The sequence below is a fragment of the Streptomyces sp. BBFR25 genome (assembly GCF_044590125.1).
Taxonomy (GTDB): domain Bacteria; phylum Actinomycetota; class Actinomycetes; order Streptomycetales; family Streptomycetaceae; genus Streptomyces; species Streptomyces canus_D.
The window spans coordinates 1,971,276-1,990,335 of sequence record NZ_CP172447.1 but is presented as its reverse complement, the minus strand read 5'-3'; the positions used below and the strand labels follow the sequence as shown (position 1 = coordinate 1,990,335).

General features: G+C 72.3%; 19 protein-coding genes. 9 read left to right on the top strand and 10 right to left on the bottom strand.

From position 1 onward, the window contains the following. The first annotated feature begins 85 nt into the window (after positions 1–85). The 3 genes from ACGH52_RS08990 (at position 86) to ACGH52_RS08980 (ending at position 2,341) form a co-directional block, all read left to right on the top strand. Positions 86–1,237: an acyl-CoA dehydrogenase family protein gene (locus tag ACGH52_RS08990; RefSeq protein ID WP_059299709.1), complete on the top strand. Its 1,152-nt coding sequence runs from the start codon at positions 86–88 to the stop codon at positions 1,235–1,237. Between the two features lie 87 nt (positions 1,238–1,324). Beyond that, positions 1,325–1,639 (top strand): YiaA/YiaB family inner membrane protein, encoded by a 315-nt coding sequence (locus ACGH52_RS08985; protein ID WP_059299708.1) that lies wholly within the window; start codon positions 1,325–1,327, stop codon positions 1,637–1,639. A gap of 60 nt (positions 1,640–1,699) precedes the next feature. Next, complete coding sequence (locus tag ACGH52_RS08980; RefSeq protein WP_059299707.1) at positions 1,700–2,341, top strand: TetR/AcrR family transcriptional regulator; 642 nt, start codon at positions 1,700–1,702, stop codon at positions 2,339–2,341. A 12-nt stretch (positions 2,342–2,353) separates the two neighbouring features. Here the strand turns inward: ACGH52_RS08980 and ACGH52_RS08975 are convergent, their stop codons facing one another. Next, positions 2,354–2,815: a MaoC family dehydratase gene (locus ACGH52_RS08975; RefSeq protein ID WP_076973616.1), complete on the bottom strand. Its 462-nt coding sequence runs from the start codon at positions 2,813–2,815 to the stop codon at positions 2,354–2,356. Positions 2,816–2,984: 169 nt separating this feature from the next. Here ACGH52_RS08975 and soxR point away from each other — a divergent pair, with 169 nt between their 5' ends. Continuing rightward, entirely contained in the window at positions 2,985–3,530 is a 546-nt protein-coding gene (gene soxR, locus ACGH52_RS08970) for a redox-sensitive transcriptional activator SoxR (RefSeq protein ID WP_079032942.1), read from the top strand. Between the two features lie 25 nt (positions 3,531–3,555). Here soxR and ACGH52_RS08965 read toward each other — a convergent pair whose 3' ends face one another. Together ACGH52_RS08965 and ACGH52_RS08960 are read right to left on the bottom strand one after the other, a co-directional pair. Beyond that, a complete protein-coding gene (locus ACGH52_RS08965; RefSeq protein WP_399938505.1) occupies positions 3,556–4,293 on the bottom strand; it encodes a 3-keto-5-aminohexanoate cleavage protein in 738 nt (245 codons plus the stop codon). Positions 4,294–4,390: 97 nt separating this feature from the next. Beyond that, positions 4,391–4,993 (bottom strand): hypothetical protein, encoded by a 603-nt coding sequence (locus ACGH52_RS08960; protein WP_399938503.1) that lies wholly within the window; start codon positions 4,991–4,993, stop codon positions 4,391–4,393. A gap of 223 nt (positions 4,994–5,216) precedes the next feature. Here ACGH52_RS08960 and ACGH52_RS08955 point away from each other — a divergent pair, with 223 nt between their 5' ends. Continuing rightward, on the top strand, positions 5,217–8,024 hold the full coding sequence (locus ACGH52_RS08955) for a penicillin acylase family protein (protein WP_399938501.1): 2,808 nt from the start codon (positions 5,217–5,219) through the stop codon (positions 8,022–8,024). Positions 8,025–8,244: 220 nt separating this feature from the next. On the opposite strand, the gene ACGH52_RS08950 is transcribed toward ACGH52_RS08955, so the two are convergent. Further along, positions 8,245–9,504: an exo-beta-N-acetylmuramidase NamZ domain-containing protein gene (locus tag ACGH52_RS08950; protein WP_399938499.1), complete on the bottom strand. Its 1,260-nt coding sequence runs from the start codon at positions 9,502–9,504 to the stop codon at positions 8,245–8,247. A gap of 172 nt (positions 9,505–9,676) precedes the next feature. Here ACGH52_RS08950 and ACGH52_RS08945 point away from each other — a divergent pair, with 172 nt between their 5' ends. The 3 genes from ACGH52_RS08945 to ACGH52_RS08935 are packed head-to-tail and all read left to right on the top strand — an operon-like array spanning position 9,677 to position 12,741. Further along, positions 9,677–10,447: an SDR family oxidoreductase gene (locus ACGH52_RS08945; RefSeq protein ID WP_059299702.1), complete on the top strand. Its 771-nt coding sequence runs from the start codon at positions 9,677–9,679 to the stop codon at positions 10,445–10,447. Further along, positions 10,444–12,114 carry a class I adenylate-forming enzyme family protein gene (locus ACGH52_RS08940; RefSeq protein ID WP_399938497.1) on the top strand — a complete coding sequence of 557 codons (1,671 nt, stop codon included), beginning with the start codon at positions 10,444–10,446 and terminating at the stop codon, positions 12,112–12,114. The genes ACGH52_RS08945 and ACGH52_RS08940 overlap by 4 nt, the downstream gene beginning before the upstream one ends. Before the next feature lie 33 nt (positions 12,115–12,147). Next, positions 12,148–12,741: a TetR/AcrR family transcriptional regulator gene (locus tag ACGH52_RS08935; protein ID WP_059299701.1), complete on the top strand. Its 594-nt coding sequence runs from the start codon at positions 12,148–12,150 to the stop codon at positions 12,739–12,741. A 78-nt stretch (positions 12,742–12,819) separates the two neighbouring features. Here ACGH52_RS08935 and ACGH52_RS08930 read toward each other — a convergent pair whose 3' ends face one another. The 6 genes from ACGH52_RS08930 to ACGH52_RS08905 form a co-directional block, all read right to left on the bottom strand. Continuing rightward, on the bottom strand, positions 12,820–14,034 hold the full coding sequence (locus ACGH52_RS08930; protein WP_399938495.1) for an acyl-CoA dehydrogenase family protein: 1,215 nt from the start codon (positions 14,032–14,034) through the stop codon (positions 12,820–12,822). A gap of 6 nt (positions 14,035–14,040) precedes the next feature. Next, the gene (locus ACGH52_RS08925; protein ID WP_399938493.1) at positions 14,041–15,066 is read right to left on the bottom strand and encodes a phosphotransferase family protein; all 1,026 of its coding nucleotides are present in this window, start codon (positions 15,064–15,066) and stop codon (positions 14,041–14,043) included. Positions 15,067–15,186: 120 nt separating this feature from the next. After that, positions 15,187–15,516 (bottom strand): DUF202 domain-containing protein, encoded by a 330-nt coding sequence (locus tag ACGH52_RS08920; protein ID WP_121700485.1) that lies wholly within the window; start codon positions 15,514–15,516, stop codon positions 15,187–15,189. Positions 15,517–15,518: 2 nt separating this feature from the next. Next, entirely contained in the window at positions 15,519–15,911 is a 393-nt protein-coding gene (locus ACGH52_RS08915) for a YidH family protein (RefSeq protein WP_059299697.1), read from the bottom strand. A gap of 432 nt (positions 15,912–16,343) precedes the next feature. Next, complete coding sequence (locus ACGH52_RS08910) at positions 16,344–16,877, bottom strand: NUDIX hydrolase (RefSeq protein WP_399938491.1); 534 nt, start codon at positions 16,875–16,877, stop codon at positions 16,344–16,346. 31 nt (positions 16,878–16,908) lie between these two features. Beyond that, entirely contained in the window at positions 16,909–17,808 is a 900-nt protein-coding gene (locus ACGH52_RS08905; RefSeq protein ID WP_399938489.1) for a DMT family transporter, read from the bottom strand. A 280-nt stretch (positions 17,809–18,088) separates the two neighbouring features. Between ACGH52_RS08905 and ACGH52_RS08900 the strand changes: the two genes are divergently transcribed. Further along, complete coding sequence (locus ACGH52_RS08900) at positions 18,089–19,039, top strand: hypothetical protein (RefSeq protein ID WP_210976752.1); 951 nt, start codon at positions 18,089–18,091, stop codon at positions 19,037–19,039. Positions 19,040–19,060 lie beyond the last annotated feature (21 nt).

The following is a 19,060-nucleotide window of genomic DNA, read 5'->3' as shown; positions in this document are numbered from 1 at the left end:
CACATAGTAGGGCTGCGAGCAGAAACTAGCAGTGCTAATTTAAATGTACGGCTTTCAAGATTTCTTTCCTGTGGGGTGACTCGGCATGAACCTGGAGCTCAGCGAGGAGCAGACCGCCGTACGGCAGCTCGCCCGGGACTTCGTGGAGCGGGAGATCGCCCCCCATGTCGTCGAGTGGGACCGCGCCGAGGAGGTGGACCGGGGAATCGTGAAGAAGCTCGGCGAGGTCGGCTTCCTCGGGCTCACGATCGACGAGGAGTACGGCGGGTCCGGCGGCGACCACCTCGCGTACTGCCTGGTCACGGAGGAGCTGGGGCGCGGCGACAGCTCCGTGCGCGGGATCGTCTCCGTCTCCCTCGGCCTGGTCGCCAAGACGATCGCCGCCTGGGGCGACGAGGAGCAGAAGCGGCGCTGGCTGCCCGGGCTCACCTCCGGCGAGTACGTCGGCTGCTTCGGCCTCACCGAGCCCGGCACGGGGTCCGACGCGGGCAACCTCTCCACGCGCGCCGTGCGGGACGGCGACGACTACGTGCTCAACGGCACGAAGATGTTCATCACCAACGGCACGTGGGCCGACGTCGTCCTGCTCTTCGCCCGCTCCACCGACGCCCCCGGCCACAAGGGCGTCTCCGCCTTCCTGGTGCCCACCGACACGCCCGGTCTGACCCGGCGCACCATCCACGGCAAGCTCGGACTGCGCGGACAGGCCACCGCCGAACTGGTCCTGGAGGACGTCCGCGTCCCCGCCTCCGCGATGCTCGCGCCCGAGGGCAAGGGCTTCTCGGTGGCCATGTCGGCCCTCGCCAAGGGGCGGATGTCGGTCGCGGCCGGCTGCGTCGGCATAGCCCAGGCCGCGCTGGACGCGGCCGTGCGGTACGCGGGGGAGCGGGAGCAGTTCGGCAGGACCATCGCCCACCACCAGCTGGTCCAGGAGCTGATCAGCGACATCGCCCTCGACGTGGACGCGGCCCGGCTGCTGACCTGGCGGGTCGCCGACCTGATCGACCGCGGGCAGCCCTTCACCGTCGAGTCCTCCAAGGCCAAGCTGTTCGCCTCGGAGGCCGCCGTCCGCGCCGCCAACAACGCCCTCCAGGTCTTCGGCGGCTACGGCTACATCGACGAGTACCCGGCCGGCAAGCTGCTGCGCGACGCCCGCGTCATGACCCTCTACGAGGGCACCAGCCAGATCCAGAAGCTGGTCATCGGACGCGCGCTGACCGGGGTCTCGGCCTTCTGAGCCGGTTCCCGCAGGGCGAGTTTCTGAGTACCCGGACTGAGTACGCCGGCGGATGTGGCCCGGGCCACATCCGCCGATCCTTGTGCCATGAGTGACACACCGGTCAAGCAGCAGAACACCGCGGCCTTCTACGGACAGGCCGTCGCCTCGTTCTCGGTGGCCATGGCCGCCACCGCCATCGGCATCTACCAGCTCGAGGCCGACGCCTGGGTGCGGGCCTTCCTCGCGATCGCCGTCCTGTACCTCGTCACCTCGGCCTTCACGCTGGCCAAGATCATCCGGGACCGCCAGGAGGTCGGCCAGATAGTGAGCCGGGTGGACCAGGCGCGACTGGACAAGATCCTGGTCGAGCACGACCCCTTCCAGAAGCCGGGCGGCGCCCCCGCCGGACAGCGCCCCTAAGCAACCGCTCAGCTTCGGCGGTATGGTGGTGCTCCTGTCACCGAGAGGGGCGAACAAGCGATGAGTACGGCGGCCGAGACGACGGGCGGCGACATCGAGCCGTGGGAAGAGGTCACGCCTGACGCGGCCCGGCGGCTTCTGGTCGCGGCCGTGGAGGCGTTCGCCGAACGCGGGTACCACGCGACCACCACCCGGGACATCGCCGGGCGGGCCGGCATGAGCCCGGCCGCGCTCTACATCCACTACAAGACCAAGGAAGAGCTGCTCCACCGCATCAGCCGCATCGGCCACACCCGGGCGGTGGCCATCCTGCGCTCCGCGGCCCAGGGCGAGGGCGGTGCGACCGAACGGCTCGCCGACGCCGTGAGTTCCTTCGTCCGCTGGCACGCCGGGCGGCGCACGACCGCGCGGGTCGTGCAGTACGAGCTGGACGCGCTCGGTCCCGAGGCCCGGCAGGAGATCCTCACGCTCCGCCGCCAGTGCGACGCCGCGGTGCGCGGCATCATCGACGACGGTGTGGCGACGGGCGAGTTCGACGTGCCGGACGTCAAGGGCACGACACTCGCCGTGCTGTCGCTCTGCATCGACGTGGCCCGCTGGTTCAACGTGAACGGCCCCCGCACGCCCGACGAGGTCGGCGCGCTCTACGCCGACCTCGTGCTCAGGATGGTGGGAGCCCGGGACCGCTCCGGCGCGGAGTAGTCGCGCGCAGTCTCAGACGTAGTAGCGCGAGACGGACTCGGCGACGCACACCGGCTTGTCGCCGCCCTCGCGCTCCACGGTGAAGGCGACGCTCACCTGGATGCCGCCCTTGACGTCCTCGACCCCCGTGATCGTCGCCGTGGCGCGCAGGCGCGAGCCGACCGGGACGGGGGAGGGGAAACGGACCTTGTTGGTGCCGTAGTTGACGCCCATCTTCACGCCCTCGACCCTGATCAACTGCGGCCCGAAGAGGGGGAGCAGCGACAGGGTCAGGTAGCCGTGCGCGATCGTGGTGCCGAACGGCCCGGCGGCGGCCCGCTCCGGGTCCACGTGGATCCACTGGTGGTCCCCGGTCGCCTCCGCGAACAGGTCGATCCGCTTCTGGTCGACCTCCAGCCAGTCGGTGTGCCCCAACTGCTCGCCCACCGCCGCCTTCACCTCGTCGGTGGACGCGAAGATCCTCGGCTCTGCCATGTTCCGGCCTCCCTGCTCGCTCAACCCGTGTGCTCGACCTGTGTGCTCGACTCGTGTGCTCGACCCGCGCGCTCGACTCTAAGCGACTGCTTAGCATGGTCGCCCGGGCGAGGTCTGTCAACGGACCGGGCCCGTCCGCGCGGGTGACCGGATCGGTAGGGTCTGAGGGGTGCCTCAGATTCCCGAGACGATCCAAGAGCTCACGGTCGGCCAGCTCGCCGCACGCAGCGGCGCCGCCGTCTCCGCCCTGCACTTCTACGAGTCCAAGGGCCTGATCAGCAGTCGCCGGACCTCGGGCAACCAGCGCCGCTTCAGCCGTGACGCGCTGCGCCGGGTCGCCTTCGTCCGAGCCGCCCAGCGGGTCGGCATCCCGTTGGCCACGATCCGCGAGGCGCTCGCCGAGCTGCCGGAGGGGCGCACGCCCACCGAGGAGGACTGGGCCCGGCTCTCCCGGTCCTGGCGCTCCGAACTGGACGAACGGATCAAACAGCTCAACCGGCTGCGCGACCACCTCACCGACTGCATCGGCTGCGGCTGCCTGTCCCTGGAGACCTGCGTCCTGTCCAACCCCGACGACGCGTTCGGTGAACGCGGCGTGGGCTCGCGCCTGCTCGTGGAGCGCCGCGGCCCGGCCGCCTCCACCGCCAACTCCGCCCCGGGCGGCGGGCGGTCGAGCCGCGCTCAGGGGCAGCAGGCGCCGTGTTGCGGCGACTGACGGACCGGTGACCCGGGACCGGTCGTCAGCGCTCGCCCCGGCGCGCCGAGGCCCACTCCCTCAGACCCGCGGTGACCAGGGAGGCGTTGGAGGCGGCCCGGCCGCCGTCCGGCAGGAACAGGGTGTCCTCCAGGCCGATCCGGGTCGCAAGGCCCAGCCGGCCGGCCAGGCGCAGCACCGGCCAGGTGCCGCCGTCCTCGCCGTGCAGCAGTACCGGGCGGCCGTGGGCCGGGCCGAGTGCGGTCAGCAGGGCGCGCGCCGAGTCCCGCGCGGTCGCCGGTCCGGTGTCCGTGACCTCCGCCAGCACGCGCAGCACCTTCGGTCCGAGCGGTGAGCGCAGGAACCGGGCCGCCCCGTCCGTGCCGGACCAGACGCCCGCCTCCACTCCCACCCCGCGCCCGATCAGGGCGGCGGCCGTCTCCTCGGCGCCCGGCTCGTGCCAGTTGACCGAGGCGTGGTCGGGCAGCACCGTCCAGCTCCGTATCCGCGCCACCCGGGCCGCGGGGTCGGGCTCGGTCCAGGCGCCCGTCGTGACGCCGACCGGCACCGAGGCCGGGACGCGTGCCCTGATCGCCTCCAGTGTCACCGCGAGCACACGCGGGGACAGCGTGTCCCGCCCGCACGGTGTCTTCGGGTGGACGTGGACGTCCGTGGCCCCGGCGGCGACCGCCGCGGCCACCGAGTCGGCGACCGCCTCCGGCGACAGCGGCACCACCGCGCCGTCGGCGCTCCCTCGCGTCCCGTTCACACACAGCTGCACCATTCCCCCATGGTGCCGGGCGCCACCGACAACGCCCGCCGGACCCGGTGCCGTACCGGCCACCGGGGGTGCGGCATCCCCGGCACACCCCCGCGGCCGGTCACGCCGACATCAGCAACCGCCCCCGCCGGGCGTCCGCACGCGCGTCCGGAGTGAGGACGGGACGCGGCACGAGGATGCCGCAGTCCGTGCAGACCGGGCCCGTCGAGGGCTCGTGGTCGAGGTCGTACCTCCAGGCGAGGCGCTCTCCGTCGCACACCGGGCACACGGAGCCCGGTTCGCGCTCCAGCGCCGAGATCAGCCGGCGCAGCACCTCCGCCAGCGGTCCGTCGGGATGGACCCGGGGGTCGTCGCACCAGGCCACCCCGAACCCGCCCCAGGTCAGCCGGTGCCAGTCGTCCACGCTGCCCGGCCTGCGCAGCCCGTCGTGCTTCTCCTTCCTGCGCCGTTCGGCGAACCCGGCCTCGTAGGCCAGCCACACCGAACGCGCCTCCTCCAGCTCCTCCAGTGCGGCCACGAGCCGCGCTGGGTCGGGGGAGCGGTCCTCGGGACCGAACCCGGCCCGGGAGCAGAGATGGTCCCAGGTCGCCCTGTGCCCATAAGGGGCAAAACGCTCAAGGCACTTGCGCAGCGAATAGCGCCGCAGCGCCAAGTCGCACCGTGGATCACGGACCTGTCTCGCCAGACTTCGGAAACCGGCCATAGCCCTGCACCTCCGTCACACCTGCACCTGCACTTGGGTCACTCCGGCGTCGTCGAACGGACGTCGCCGAATAGACGTATCGACAACCGATTCGGCTCCATCCGATTTCCGATGCCCCCCATAAGCCGATCCACCCGCTCCCAAAAAAGTGACGCATGTTCATCTTCCAACTCGGGGATACCGGCGGTAACGTCCCGCCACACCCCCGTCGGGAGGAGCTGCCATGCCACGGCGCACCCCACGCAACGCCCTCGACACACTGAGAACTCCCCGCGGCTTCCACGGGTTCCTGAAGGCCGCATCCGTATGCGCGCTCATTGCCGGACTTTTGTCACCGCTTTCCCCGGCGATGGCCGCCGGGGACACGGCCACCGAGGTCACGGCCGCCGAAGCCGCCGCCAACGACCACTGCGGCGGCCAGTGTTCCGACATCCTGCCGCCCGGCCAGAACGGCAACGCCACCCTCGCCCAGATCCTCCTCAACCAGGCGTTCGGCACCCAGCCCGCGCACGCCGAGGACCAGCTCGGCCCCTACGCGAACCTCGCCACCGGCTACCCCGGCCTCACCAACGACAAGATCAACACCTTCTTCAACGACGCCTCCTTCGGCGTCCCGGCCGGCCAGGTCGCCTCCACCCTCCGCCCCGCCGGACGCGGCGACGTCACCATCGTCCGCGACAAGAAGACCGGCGTGCCGCACATCACCGGCACCACGCGCTACGGCACCGAGTTCGGCGCCGGATACGCCGCGGCCCAGGACCGGCTGTGGCTCATGGACCTCTTCCGGCACGTCGGACGCGGCCAGTTGACCCCCTTCGCGGGCGGCGCCCCCGCCAACCAGGGCCTGGAGCAGCAGTTCTGGCGCAGCGCCCCCTACACCGAGGACGACCTGGAGGCGCAGATCGAGAGCGCCGCCGCCAAGGCCGGAGAGCGCGGCGAACTGGCCCTGGCCGACGTGGACGCCTACGTCGCGGGCGTCAACGCCTACATCGACGCCTCCGACAAGGGCCGTTACTTCCCCGGCGAGTACGTCCTGACCGGCCACAAGGACGCCATCACCAACTCCGGCACCATCGAGCACTTCAAGCGCTCCGACCTGATCGCGCTGGCCTCCGTCATCGGCTCCCTCTTCGGCGCGGGCGGCGGCGGCGAGGTGAACAACGCGCTCTCCCTCCTCGCCGCCCAGGAGAAGTACGGCGTCGCCGAGGGCACCGAGGTCTGGGAGTCCTTCCGCCAGCGCAACGACCCCGAGGCCGTCCTCACCCAGCAGGACGGCAGCTTCCCGTACCTGCCCACCCCGGACGACCCGCAGGGCCGCGCCCTGCCCGACGCCGGGTCGGTCGAGGCGGAACCGCTGGTGTACGACCGTACGGGCAGCGCCGGTGCCGCGGGCGCGACCGGCGCCTCCGCCGAGGCCGCGGACACGGCCGTGACGTCGGCGCGACGCGGCATGTCCAACGCCCTGGTCGTCAGCGGAGAGCACACCGCGAGCGGCCACCCGGTCGCCGTCTTCGGACCGCAGACCGGCTACTTCGCCCCGCAGCTGCTCATGCTCCAGGAGATCCAGGGCCCCGGCATCAGCGCCCGCGGCGCCTCCTTCGCGGGCCTGAGCATGTACGTCGAACTCGGCCGCGGCCAGGACTACGCCTGGAGCGCCACCACGTCCGGCCAGGACATCATCGACACCTACGCCGTCGAGCTGTGCCAGGACGACTACCACTACCTCTACCGCGGCACCTGCACGCCCATGGAGAAGGTCGAGCGGCACAACGCCTGGAAGCCGACCGTCGCCGACTCCACCGCGGCCGGCTCCTACACGATGCGCGTCTGGCGCACCAAGTACGGCCCCGTCGAGTCCCGGGCCACGGTCGGCGGCAAGAAGGTCGCCTACACCACCCTGCGCTCCTCCTACCTCCACGAGGCCGACTCCATCATCGGCTTCCAGATGCTGAACGACCCGGACTACCTCAACGGTCCCGAGCGCTTCCGGGGCGCCGTCCAGCACATCAACTACACCTTCAACTGGTTCTACGCCGACTCCGAGCACACCGCGTACTACAACAGCGGCGACAACCCGGTACGGGCGAACGGCGTCGACGCCGAGTTCCCGGTCTGGGCCCGCCAGGCGTACGAGTGGCAGGACTGGGACCCGGCCGCCAACACCGCCCGGTACACCGGCCCGTCCGCCCACCCGCAGTCGGTCGACCAGGACTACTACGTCTCCTGGAACAACAAGCAGGCCCAGGACTACCCGGCAGCCTCCTGGGGCAACGGCTCCGTCCACCGCGGCAACCTCCTCGACGACCGCGTGAAGAAGCTGGTCGCCGAAGGCGGGGTCACCCGTACCGCGCTGGTCAAGGCCATGGCCGAGGCGGGCCTCGCCGACCTGCGCGCCGAGGACGTCCTGCCCGACCTGCTGAAGGTGGTCGAGTCCGCGCCCGTGACCGACCCCGCCACCAGGACGGCCGTGGACCGGCTCAAGGCGTGGCGGTCCGCGGGCGGTCTGCGCACGGAGACCTCGGCGGGTTCCAAGAAATACGCCCACGCCGACGCGATCCGCACCCTGGACGCCTGGTGGCCGCTGCTGGTGAAGGCCGAGTTCGAACCCGGCCTCGGCAGCGACCTGTACAGCGCCTTCACCCGCAACCTGCCCGTCGACGAGTCCCCGTCCGCCGCCCACGGCCCCACGGGCGCCCACGCCGGCAGCGCCTTCCAGTACGGCTGGTGGAGCTATGTCGACAAGGACATCAGGTCCGTGCTCGGCGAGCCCGTCAAGGGCCCGCTCGCGCGCGCGTACTGCGGCGACGGCGACCTCGCCGCCTGCCGGGACACCCTGGTCACCACCCTCGAGGAGGCGTCGGGCCGCACGGCCGCCCAGGTCTACCCCGGCGACGACAACTGCTCCGCCGGAGAGCAGTGGTGCGCCGACTCGGTGATCCACCGCACCCTCGGCGGCATCAAGCACGGCGGCATCAGCTGGCAGAACCGGCCGACCTACCAGCAGGTCGTGGAGTTCAACAGTCACCGGTAGTGACGGGTTGGCTCCGTCCGGTAGATGGGAGTTGCGCGTCGCGAGAGCCAAGCACGCGCAACTCCTATGGCCCACCGGCAACCGGGCAGGTTCCGTCCCGGCCGGTGCTGAGAGCGTCAGTCTCAATCACTCGCAGAGTGGCTGAGCTGCTTGAGCCAGGAATCCCCCCACTGCGGTGGGGGAGGGTTCAAGTCCCACCGGTGACCGGCCTGCCCGGCGCCTACTTGTAGAGCAGGTACTGGCGGCGCGTCCTGCGGAACGCCGCCAGTTCGCTCTCCCAGCCGTCCACCACCTCGTCGGTGTCCGCGCCCGCGTCGATCATCGTGCGCACCCGGGTGGAGCCGGTGAGCTTGTCGATCCAGTGGTCCGACCGCCAGGCGAAGCCGTCCCAGGACCGCTTCGCGGTCACCAGGAGGGCGATGCCGGTGCGCACCGGGTCGAACGCGGCCCGGTCGTGGACATGGAGCTGCACACCGCCGACCGTCTTCCCCTGGAACTTGGAGAAGGTGGGCGCGAAGTACGCCTCCCTGAAACGCACGCCCGGCAGGCCGAGGTCGTTCGCGGCGGCGGCCCAGCCCCCGTCGATCCCCTCCGCGCCCAGCAGCTCGAACGGGCGGGTGGTGCCGCGGCCCTCGGAGAGGTTCGTGCCCTCGAACAGGCAGGTCCCCGAGTACACCAGCGCGCACTCCGGCGTCGGCATGTTCGGACTCGGCGGCACCCAGGGCAGCCCGGAGGCGTCGAAGAACTCCGAGCGCTTCCACCCCGTCATCGTCACCGTCTCCAGCGGCACCGGCGACGGCAGGAACTCGCCGTTGAAGAGCAGCGCCAGCTCGGCGACCGTCATGCCGTGGGCCTGCGCGATCGGCTGCCGCCCGACGAAGGTCGCGAACTCCTTGTGCAGGACCGGCCCGAGGGCCGCCCGCCCGGTCACCGGGTTGGGCCGGTCCAGGACCACGAACCGCTTCCCCGCGAGCGAGGCCGCCTCCATGCAGTCGAACAGCGTCCAGATGTACGTGTAGAAGCGCGCGCCCACGTCCTGGATGTCGAAGACGACGGTGTCCACGCCGGAGGTCGTGAACACGTCCGCGAGCGGCTGCCCGCTCTTCAGGTACGTGTCGTAGACCGGCAGCCCGGTCGCGGGGTCGTCGTAGCGCCCCTCGGAGCCGCCCGCCTGCGCCGTACCGCGGAAGCCGTGCTCGGGGCCGAAGACGGCGGTCAGGTCCACGCGGTCGTCGGCGTGCATGACGTCGACGATGTGGCGCACGTCCCGGGTGATGCCGGTCGGGTTGGTGACGATGCCGACCTTCTGCCCGGCGAGCGGCGCGTAGCCGCCGTCGGCGAGGCGCTCGAAGCCGGTGCGCAGCCGGCGGCCCCCGTGCCCCGCGGGCGCGGCCTGCGCCGTGCCCGCCGACACGGCGGCGGTGGTGCCGGCCGCCACCGCGGCCGTCGTGGCGAGCAGGTTCCGTCTGGACAGCGTCATGCGGTGACCTCCGTGATCGCGGCGGGTGTCATGCGCACGCACGCTAACCCGCGCCCGGGCCGCAGGGAATGGAGTAGACCGCGGTTCACCTCTTCCGTCGAACATACCGACTGGTTAGTCTGGCGCTGCAACGGGGGAGCGAGCCGTGCCCGAGCCGTGTCGAAGGAGACCGATGGTGGAAGCCGTGCAGGATGCCGGAGTCGTCGTCACCGGGGCGGGAGGGGGCATCGGCGCCGCGCTGGCCCGGCGCTTCGCCGCCGAGGGGGCCCGGGTCGTCGTCAACGACCTGGACGCCGACCGGGCGAAGGCCGTCGCCGACGAGATCGGCGGCATCGCCGTCCCCGGCGACGCGTCCGCGATCGTCACCGACGCCCGCGAGGCGCTCGGCGGGACCGTCGACGTGTACTGCGCCAACGCGGGCGTCGGCAGCGGCGGTACGGAGGCCGCCGAGGAGGCCGTCTGGGCACTCGCCTGGGACGTCAACGTCATGGCCCACGTGCGGGCGGCCCACGAACTGCTCCCCGACTGGCTGGAGCGCGGCAGCGGCCGCTTCGTCTCCACCGTCTCGGCCGCGGGACTGCTCACCATGATCGGCGCCGCCCCCTACAGCGTCACCAAGCACGGCGCCTACGCCTTCGCCGAGTGGCTCTCCCTGACGTACCGCCACCGCGGGGTCAAGGTCCACGCCATCTGCCCGCAAGGGGTGCGCACCGACATGCTCACCGCGAGCGGCAGCGCGGGCGAACTGGTGCTCCGGCCCACCGCGATCGAACCGGGGGACGTCGCGGACGCCCTCTTCAAGGGCATCGAGGAGGACCGGTTCCTGATCCTGCCGCACCCCGAGGTGGCGGCGTACTACCAGGCGCGGGCCACCGAACCCGACCGCTGGCTGCACGGCATGAACCGGCTCCAGCGGCAGTGGGAGGAGGCGACGGCCCGGTGACCGGCTCCCTCTACGCGGCCAAGCCCTGGCTCGACCTGCTGACCGACGACCAGAAGGCGCCGCTCGACCCCGACGCCTCCCTGGTGCACGCCCTGCGCCGGGCGACCGCCGAGGCCCCCGACCGCGCCTTCCTCGCCTACTTCGACGGCCGCCTCACCTACCGCGAGGTGGACGAGCTGAGCGACTCCGTCGCCGGGCACCTCGCCGCACGCGGCCTGGAGCGGGGCGACCGGGTCGCCGTCCTGCTGCAGAACTCACCGCACTTCGTGCTCGCCGTCCTCGGCGCCTGGAAGGCGGGCGCCGTCGTCGTGCCCGTCAACCCGATGTACAAGTCGGGGGAGGTCGGCCACGTCCTGCGGGACGGCGAGGTGGCCGCGCTGATCTGCTCCGAGGGGGCCTGGGAGTCGTACCTGCGCGAGACGGCGGCCGACTCGCCGGTGCGGATCGTGCTCACGGGGTGCGAGCTGGACTTCCAGACCCGCCGGGACGCGCGCGTGCTGACCTTCGAGCGGCTGCCGGACGCCCCCGACGCCGACGACCTCGCGAAGGTGGCCCGCGCCGGACACCAGGCACCCGAGGGCCGCGACCCGGAGCCCGGCGACACCGCGCTCATCAGCTACACCTCGGGCACCAGCGGCACGCCCAAGGGCGCCACCAACACCCACCGCAACATCATGTACAACGCCGAGCGGCAGCGCACCGGGCTCGGCCTGCCCGCGGCGCCGGTCTACTTCGCGCTGGCGCCGCTGTTCCACATCACCGGCATGGTCTGCGAGTTCGGGGCCTGCCTGAACAGCGTGGGCACGCTCGTCCTGGCGTACCGCTTCGAGGCGGGCGTCGTCCTGGACGCCTTCGCCGAGCACCGGCCGCACTACACCGTCGGCCCGTCCACCGCCTTCATGGCGCTCGCCGCCCACCCCTCGGTCACCCGGGAGCACTTCGCGTCCTTCGCGAACATCTCCTCCGGCGGCGCCCCGCTGCCGCCCGCCCTGGTGGAGAAGTTCCGCGCGGCCTTCGGCCCGTACATCCGCAACGGCTACGGGCTCACCGAGTGCACCGCGCCCTGCGCCTCCGTACCGCCGCACCTGGAAGCCCCGGTGGACCCCGTCTCGGGGACCCTGGCGGTCGGTGTGCCCGGCCCCGAGACCGTCGTGCGGATCGTCGACGACCAGGGCGCGGAGGTGCCCTTCGGGGAGCAGGGCGAGATCCTCGTCGGCGGCCCCCAGGTCGTCCCCGGCTACTGGCGCCGCCCGGACGCCACCGCCGAGAGCTTCCCCGGCGGCGAACTGCGCACCGGCGACATCGGCTTCATGGACGCCCTGGGCTGGCTCTACGTCGTCGACCGCAAGAAGGACATGATCAACGCCTCCGGCTTCAAGGTCTGGCCGCGTGAGGTCGAGGACGTGCTCTACACCCACCCCGCGGTGCGCGAGGCCGCCGTCGTCGGCGTGCCCGACGGATACCGCGGCGAGACCGTCAAGGCGTACATCAGCCTCCGGCCCGGCGCCGCGACGGACCCGGACGCACTCGTCGCGTACTGCGAGGAGAGACTGGCCGCCTACAAATACCCGCGACAGGTGGAGATCCTGCCCGACTTGCCGAAGACGGCGAGTGGGAAGATCCTCCGTCGGGAACTGCGTTCCGGCAGCAACGGAACGCAGCAGTGAACGGACAGTGAAACGGAAAGGCAGGTGACGGCAGTGCCCAGGACCACGGACGGGGACGGCACTCCGGTGCCGCAGCGGCTCCTGGCCGCCGCCACCCGGCTCTTCGCCGAGCAGGGCTACGACCGCACCTCGGTACAGGAGATCGTCGAGGCGGCAGGCGTCACCAAGGGCGCGCTCTACCACTACTTCGGCTCCAAGGACGACCTGCTGCACGAGGTGTACGCGCGCGTGCTGCGCCTCCAGCAGGAACGCCTGGACGCCTTCGCCGACGCCGACGCGCCGGTCGAGCAGCGGGTGCGGGACGCGGCGGCCGACGTCGTCGTCACGACCATCGACAACCTCGACGACGCGTCGATCTTCTTCCGCTCCATGCACCAGCTCAGCCCGGAGAAGAACAAACAGGTGCGCGCCGAGCGCCGGCGCTACCACGAGCGCTTCCGCGCACTCATCGAGGAAGGCCAGCGGACCGGCGTCTTCACCAAGGAGACCCCCGCCGACCTGGTGGTGGACTACCACTTCGGGTCCATCCACCACCTGTCCACCTGGTACCGGCCGAACGGGCCGCTCAGCCCGCAGGAGGTCGCCGACCACCTGGCCGACCTGCTGCTGCGGGCCCTGCGGCCTTGACACGACCGCGACGCGACCGTGAGGCGCGCCCCCGGGGGTTCCTGGGGGCGCGCCTTCGTTCGGAGGAACTGCTGTGATCTAGAGGTACCTCTTGATCTCCCGGCGGGCCAGCGAGCGCTGGTGGACCTCGTCGGGGCCGTCGGCGATCATCAGCGTCCGCGCGCCCGCGTACAGCTCGGCCAGCGGGAAGTCCTGGCTCACGCCGCCCGCGCCGTGCAGCTGGATCGCCCGGTCGATGATGTCGACCACCGCGCGCGGCGTGGCGATCTTGATGGCCTGGATCTCGGTGTGCGCGCCCCGGTTGCCGACGGTGTCCATCAGCCAGGCGGTCTTCAGCACCAGCAGCCGCAGCTGCTCCACGGTGACCCGGGCGTCCGCGATCCAGTTGTGGACCACACCCTGCTGGGCCAGCGCCTTGCCGAAGGCGTTGCGGGACACCGCGCGGCGGCACATCAGCTCGATGGCGCGCTCGGCCATGCCGATCAGCCGCATGCAGTGGTGGATCCGGCCGGGACCGAGCCGGGCCTGGGCGATGGCGAAGCCGCCGCCCTCCTCGCCGACCAGGTTCGACACCGGCACGCGCGCGTGGTCGAACGTCACCTCGGCGTGGCCGCCGTGGTAGTGGTCCTCGTAGCCGAAGACCTGCATGGCGCGATCGACCGTCACCCCGGGCGTGTCGCGCGGCACCAGCACCATCGACTGCTGGCGGCGGATGTCCTCGCCGTCCGGGTCGGTCTTGCCCATCACGATGAAGATCCGGCAGTCCGGGTTCATCGCCCCGGAGATGTACCACTTGCGGCCCGTGATGACGTACTCGTCGCCGTCGCGCTCGATGTGCGTGGTGATGTTCGTGGCGTCCGAGGAGGCCACGTCCGGCTCGGTCATCGCGAACGCCGAGCGGATCTCCCCGGCGAGCAGCGGCTCCAGCCACTGCTTCTGCTGCGCCTCGTCGGCGAACTGGGCCAGCACCTCCATGTTCCCGGTGTCCGGCGCCGCACAGTTCGTCGCGGTCGGCGCCAGCTGCGGGCTGCGGCCGGTGATCTCGGCGAGCGGGGCGTACTGGAGGTTGGTGAGACCGGCGCCGTGCGCGGCGTCGGGCAGGAACAGGTTCCACAGGCCCTGGCGGCGGGCCTCGGCCTTGAGGTCCTCCACGACCTGCGGGGTGTCCCACGGCGAGGCCAGCCGGGCGCGCTGCTCGTGGGCGACCTGCTCGGCCGGGTAGACGTACTCGTCCATGAAGGCGAGCAGTTTGGCGCGGAGTTCCTCGGTGCGTGCGTCGAACGCGAAGTCCATGGCGGGTCAGCCCTTCTGGAGGGTGGTCAGGCCGTGCTCGATGAAGACGGGGACGAGGTCGCCGATGCGGTCGAAACCGCGGCCGACCGTCTGGCCCAGCGTGTAGCGGTAGTGGATGCCCTCCAGGATCACGGCGAGCTTGAACCAGGCGAACGCCGTGTACCAGGCGACCGTGGAGACGTCGCGTCCCGAGCGGGCGGCGTACCGCTCGATCAGCTCGGCGGGGGCGGGGTGGCCGGGGGCCTGGGCGGTGGTGGAGACGGGGGAGTCGGGCATGCCCAGCGGGCTGCTGTACATCACCAGCAGGCCCAGGTCGGTCAGCGGGTCGCCGAGCGTGGACATCTCCCAGTCGAGGATCGCCCGGATCTCGTCGCCCTCGCCGCCGATCAGGACGTTGTCGAGGCGGTAGTCGCCGTGCACGACCGTCGGGGCGGGGGAGCGGGGCAGCTCCCGGCCGAGGGTGGCGTGCAGCTCGTCGATGCCGGCCAAATCGCGGTTGCGCGAGGCGTCGAGCTGCTTGGCCCAGCGGCGCAGCTGGCGGTCCAGGAAGCCGTCCGGGCGGCCGAAGTCCGCGAGGCCCACCTCGGCGGGGTCCACGGCGTGCAGCCCGACCAGGGTGTCGACCAGGTTCAGCACGGCGGCGCGGGTGCGCTCGGGCCCGAGGGGGGCGAGCTGCTCGGCGGTGCGGAACGGGGTGCCGTCCACGAACTCCATCACGTAGAAGGGCGCCCCCAGCACCTCCTCGTCCTCGCACAGGAGCACCGGGCGCGGCACGGGCACGTCGGTCGGGTACAGCGCGTCGATGACGCGGTGCTCGCGTCTCATGTCGTGCGCGGTGGCCAGGACGTGGCCGAGCGGCGGGCGTCGTACGACCCAGCGGTCGGTGCCGTCCGAGACGGCGTAGGTGAGGTTCGACCGTCCGCCCTCGATCAGCCGGCCGGACAGCGGGCCGGTCACCAGGCCGGGCCGCTCGCGGTCGAGCAGGACGCGCAACCGGTCGAGATCGAGTCCGGGCGGGTGGTCGGGGCTCATCGTCTCTCCCTGGGACGGGTGAACAGTACCCGACACATGATGCCGACCGGTCGGTATGCCGTCCAGTGGGCGGGCGGAACGTGATCGGCGTTACGGCCGGTCCCGGAGGCTTTCCCGGCCTCAGAGGACGAGCAACGCCCCGCAGACGGCGAAGGCCAGCGTGCACAGCCCCGCGGCGGCCGCGTGCGCCGCGGTGAGGGCGCGGGGCCGGTTCGCCGCGGCGAGGGTTCCGATACGGCGGTGGGCGATCCGGAGGAAGGCCAGCCAGAGGACGCAGCACAGGGCGGCGGCGAGCACCGGGACGGGCGTCGCGCCGCCGTGCAGCGCGGTCCGCGCGGCGAGGACGGCCACGACCGTGCTGGACAGGGTGGTGCGGCGCCAGGCGAGCCGGGTGCGCTCGGGCTGGAGCCCGGGATCGCGGTCCGCGGGTGCCGCGTCGGCGCCGCTCACGCTCAGCCCTCCCAGCCGGCGAGGACCACGACGACCATGACCAGGGCGACCACGGCGACGACCAGGCTGAGCAGCGCCGGGAAGCGGGAGACGGGCAGGTCCTCGCCCCGGCGCATGGCGCGTTCGCAGCGAGCCCAGTGGTTCACCGCCCGCAGTGAGCACAGCACACCGGCGGCGAGCAGCGCGAGCGCGAGCCCGACCCGCCAGCCCCAGCGCAGGTCGGGCAGGAACTGGTCCACGGCGAACCCACCGCCGATCAGCGCGAGAGCGGTACGCAGCCAGGCGAGGAACGTCCGCTCGTTGGCCAGCGAGAACCGGTAGTCGGGGGTGACCCCCTCCCGCCGCACCTCCGCGGGCACGAACCACAACCGAACACTCCGCACGAAATCGATCACCTGGGGACCCTATCCGGGGCCCGTCGCGGATGCCTGCGGCGCCTGTGCGGGGTGGGTGGGGGTGCGCGTTGCGCGGTGCGTTGTCTGTGGGTCGGGGCCGCGCCGGGGGGTGTCCGTCCTCGGAACGGCGCGGAATCGGTCACTTGAAGAGGCTCGGGGCGTTGACGCGCCAACCGCTGCGGGCGGACACCCCCCGACACGTCCCCTGCTCGCCGTACGCGGCTCTCCCGCCGCCTCGCCCCCGCTGCGGGCAGTCGCCAGTCGCCCCAGCTGCGGGCAGTCGTGCCTCCCCCAGTGCCTGAACGGCCTGGGAGGTACCCCCAGACGGCACGGGTGGGCGGTGGGGGCACCTCCCGCTCGAGCGAAGCCGAGAGTGGGGGAGGCACCCGGCCAGCGCCGGCCCGCGTCCCCCCCGCCCGCACCCACGCCGGGTCACCGCACCGACGCCGGTCCACCTGACCCCCGCCAATCCCGCAGCCGCGCATACGCCGACAAACCGTCCGGCACGAACTCCCACTCCCCGACCCGCCCCTCCAGCTCCTCCTCCGGCAGAAACCCGTACCACGCCACCTCCTCCACCTGAGGAGACACCGCCCCCGCCACCCGCACCTCGTACACCGCCGACCACCAGCTCCGCCCGGCCCCGTCGTCGTAGAGGAACTTGAACAGGAACTCCGGCCGCGGCAGCCCGCTCACCCCCAGTTCCTCCTCCGCCTCCCGCAGCGCCGCGTCGTCGTAGGACTCGCCCGCGCCCACCACCCCGCCGACGAACATGTCGTACAGCGCGGGGAACACCAGCTTCGTCGCCGTACGGCGGTGGACGAAGACCCGCCCCTCGGGGTCGCGGGCCCACACGAACACGCACCGGTGCCGCAACCCCCGGGCGTACGCGTCGCCCCGCCGGGCCCGCCCGACGACACGGTCGTTCTCGTCGACGACGTCGAGGATCTCGTCAGCAGAACTCATCCGCCCATCCAAGCAGCCGCCGCCGCGGGCCTCAGCTCCGCTCCAGCGCCGGTTCGCGACCGCTCTCGCCCGAGCCCGTCCCCTGCGGCATCGCCGGGTGCAGGCCCAGCAGGACGATGCCCGCCACGACCGCAGTGAGGCCGCCCGCCTGCCACGCGAGCGCCGCGGCGTCGGTGTGCAGCCGGTCGCCGAGGAAGCCGACCCCGCAGACGATGCCCGCGAGCGGCTGGGCCGCCGTCAGCGCGGGCAGCGACCTGCGCAGCGGCGCCGTCTCGAAGGCGCTCTGGACCAGGACCAGTCCCGTGATGCCCAGCACCACCACGACGTACGGCTGCCAGCCCGTCAGCAGTTCCGCGAGGCCGCCCGCCGAGAAGCGCCGGCCGCTCACCCGGGTCAGCGCGTCCTGCACCCCGTACAGCAGACCGGCGGCGAGCGCCAGCAGCGTCGGGCCCCAGGTCAGCCGCACCCGGGCGGCGCACAGCGTGAGCAGGAGGGCCAGGCCCAGCATCACGCCGACGATCAGCCAGTGGCGCAGCGGATCGGTCACCGCACTGCCCCCGCGCGGCTCACCCGCCAGGATGAACGCGCTCACCCCGCCCGCGAGCAGCGCGAGACCGGCCCAGCCCTGGCGGCCCAGCGGCTGCCGGGTCTGGACGCGGGAGAGGGCGAGGGCGAAGAGGAGGTTGGTCGCCAGGAGCGGCTCCACGAGGGTGAGTTCACCACCGCCCAGCGCGAGCGCGCCCAGCACCAGACCGGCCATCATCAGCCCCATGCCGGCCAGCCAGCGCGGCACCCGCACGAGGTCGAGCAGGAGGCGGGGCGAGAGGAAGTCGCCCAGCGGGGCGCGCTGGGCGGCGTTCTGCTGGAGGACGAAACCGAAGCCCAGACAGCACGCGGCGCACACGGCGAGAACCAGAACGAGAACCGACACGCTGCGTACCTCGATCGTCGGTCGGGTCACGGGGGCGTCGGGGACGACTCTAGTGCGGGTGGGTACCGGGCGCCGGGCGAGTGGCGCATTCGAGGTGCGGCGGAGCGGCGTACGGCATCAAGTTCCCCTGGAGTCACGCGCGTTGACGCGTGTAACGGACTGATTCCCCTTGACGTCAAGCGTTGGCTGCCGGTTTGCTGTGCGTGATCAGTTCATGGCAATCCGGTCATGGCAGCCCGGCTACGACGACCTACCGCGTCGCGTGAGGAAGTTTCCCGCGGTGTCCCCACCCCCGCCTCCCCTCGGCCGCGGCCGCAAACGCGCGGCCCAGACCTTCGACGAGGCCCTCGACGACGCCGAACTGATCGCCGTACGCTCCGCGTTGGCCCAGGGGCGCTGGCAGTCCGTCCGCTCCCTGCTGGTCCACACGGGTGACGACTGGGACCGCCGGGGACACCGGATGGCGGTGCTCGCCAAGGAGCCCCACTGCGCCCCCTGGGCCCGCGAGTGGCTGCTGGCCGAACCCGACTCCGCCGACGCCTCGGTGCTGCTCGCCCTCGCCCTGGTCCACCGGGCCCTGCGGGGCAAGGAGAAGCCCGCCCGGGTCCGCGAGACCTGCCGGGACGCCGCCGTCCTGGTGCCGGACGATCCCACGCCCTGGCTCGGGCTCCTCATGCTGGAGCGCTCCCTGGGCGCCGACGAGGACGTCATCCGCGTATTCGACGAGGTGCGCGGGCGGTACGCCGACCACCACCACGCCCACCACCTGATGGTGGCCCGGCTGGCCGAGCGCGGTGACGGCGGCGGCCCCGACCCGCTGCACGAGGTGTACGACTTCGCCAACTGGGCCGCCGAGCAGGCCCCCGCCGACTCCCCGCTGGCCATCCTCCCGGTCGTCGCGCACGCCGAGCGCTACCGCGTGCTGGCCGCCGCCGGTCACGAGTCCCCCGACCCGGCCGCCTCGGGACACTGGGTCGGCCGGCGCGCCCGGCTGGTGATGAAGGCGGCCTTCGACTGGTGGCTGGAGTGGGAGCAGGACGGCCACCCGCGCCGGCTGATCGACCTCAACTTCCTCGCCCACGCCAAGTCCTGCGAGGGCCGCGGCGCCGAGGCCGCTGCCCTGTTCCACCGCATCGGCGAGCACGCCACCCCGGCCCCGTGGTCGTACCCGGACCGCGACCCGTTCCCCGCCTTCCGGGCCGCCCGCGCCGGCGCGCTCGGCACGGGCTGACCGCCCGAAAGACCCGACGCA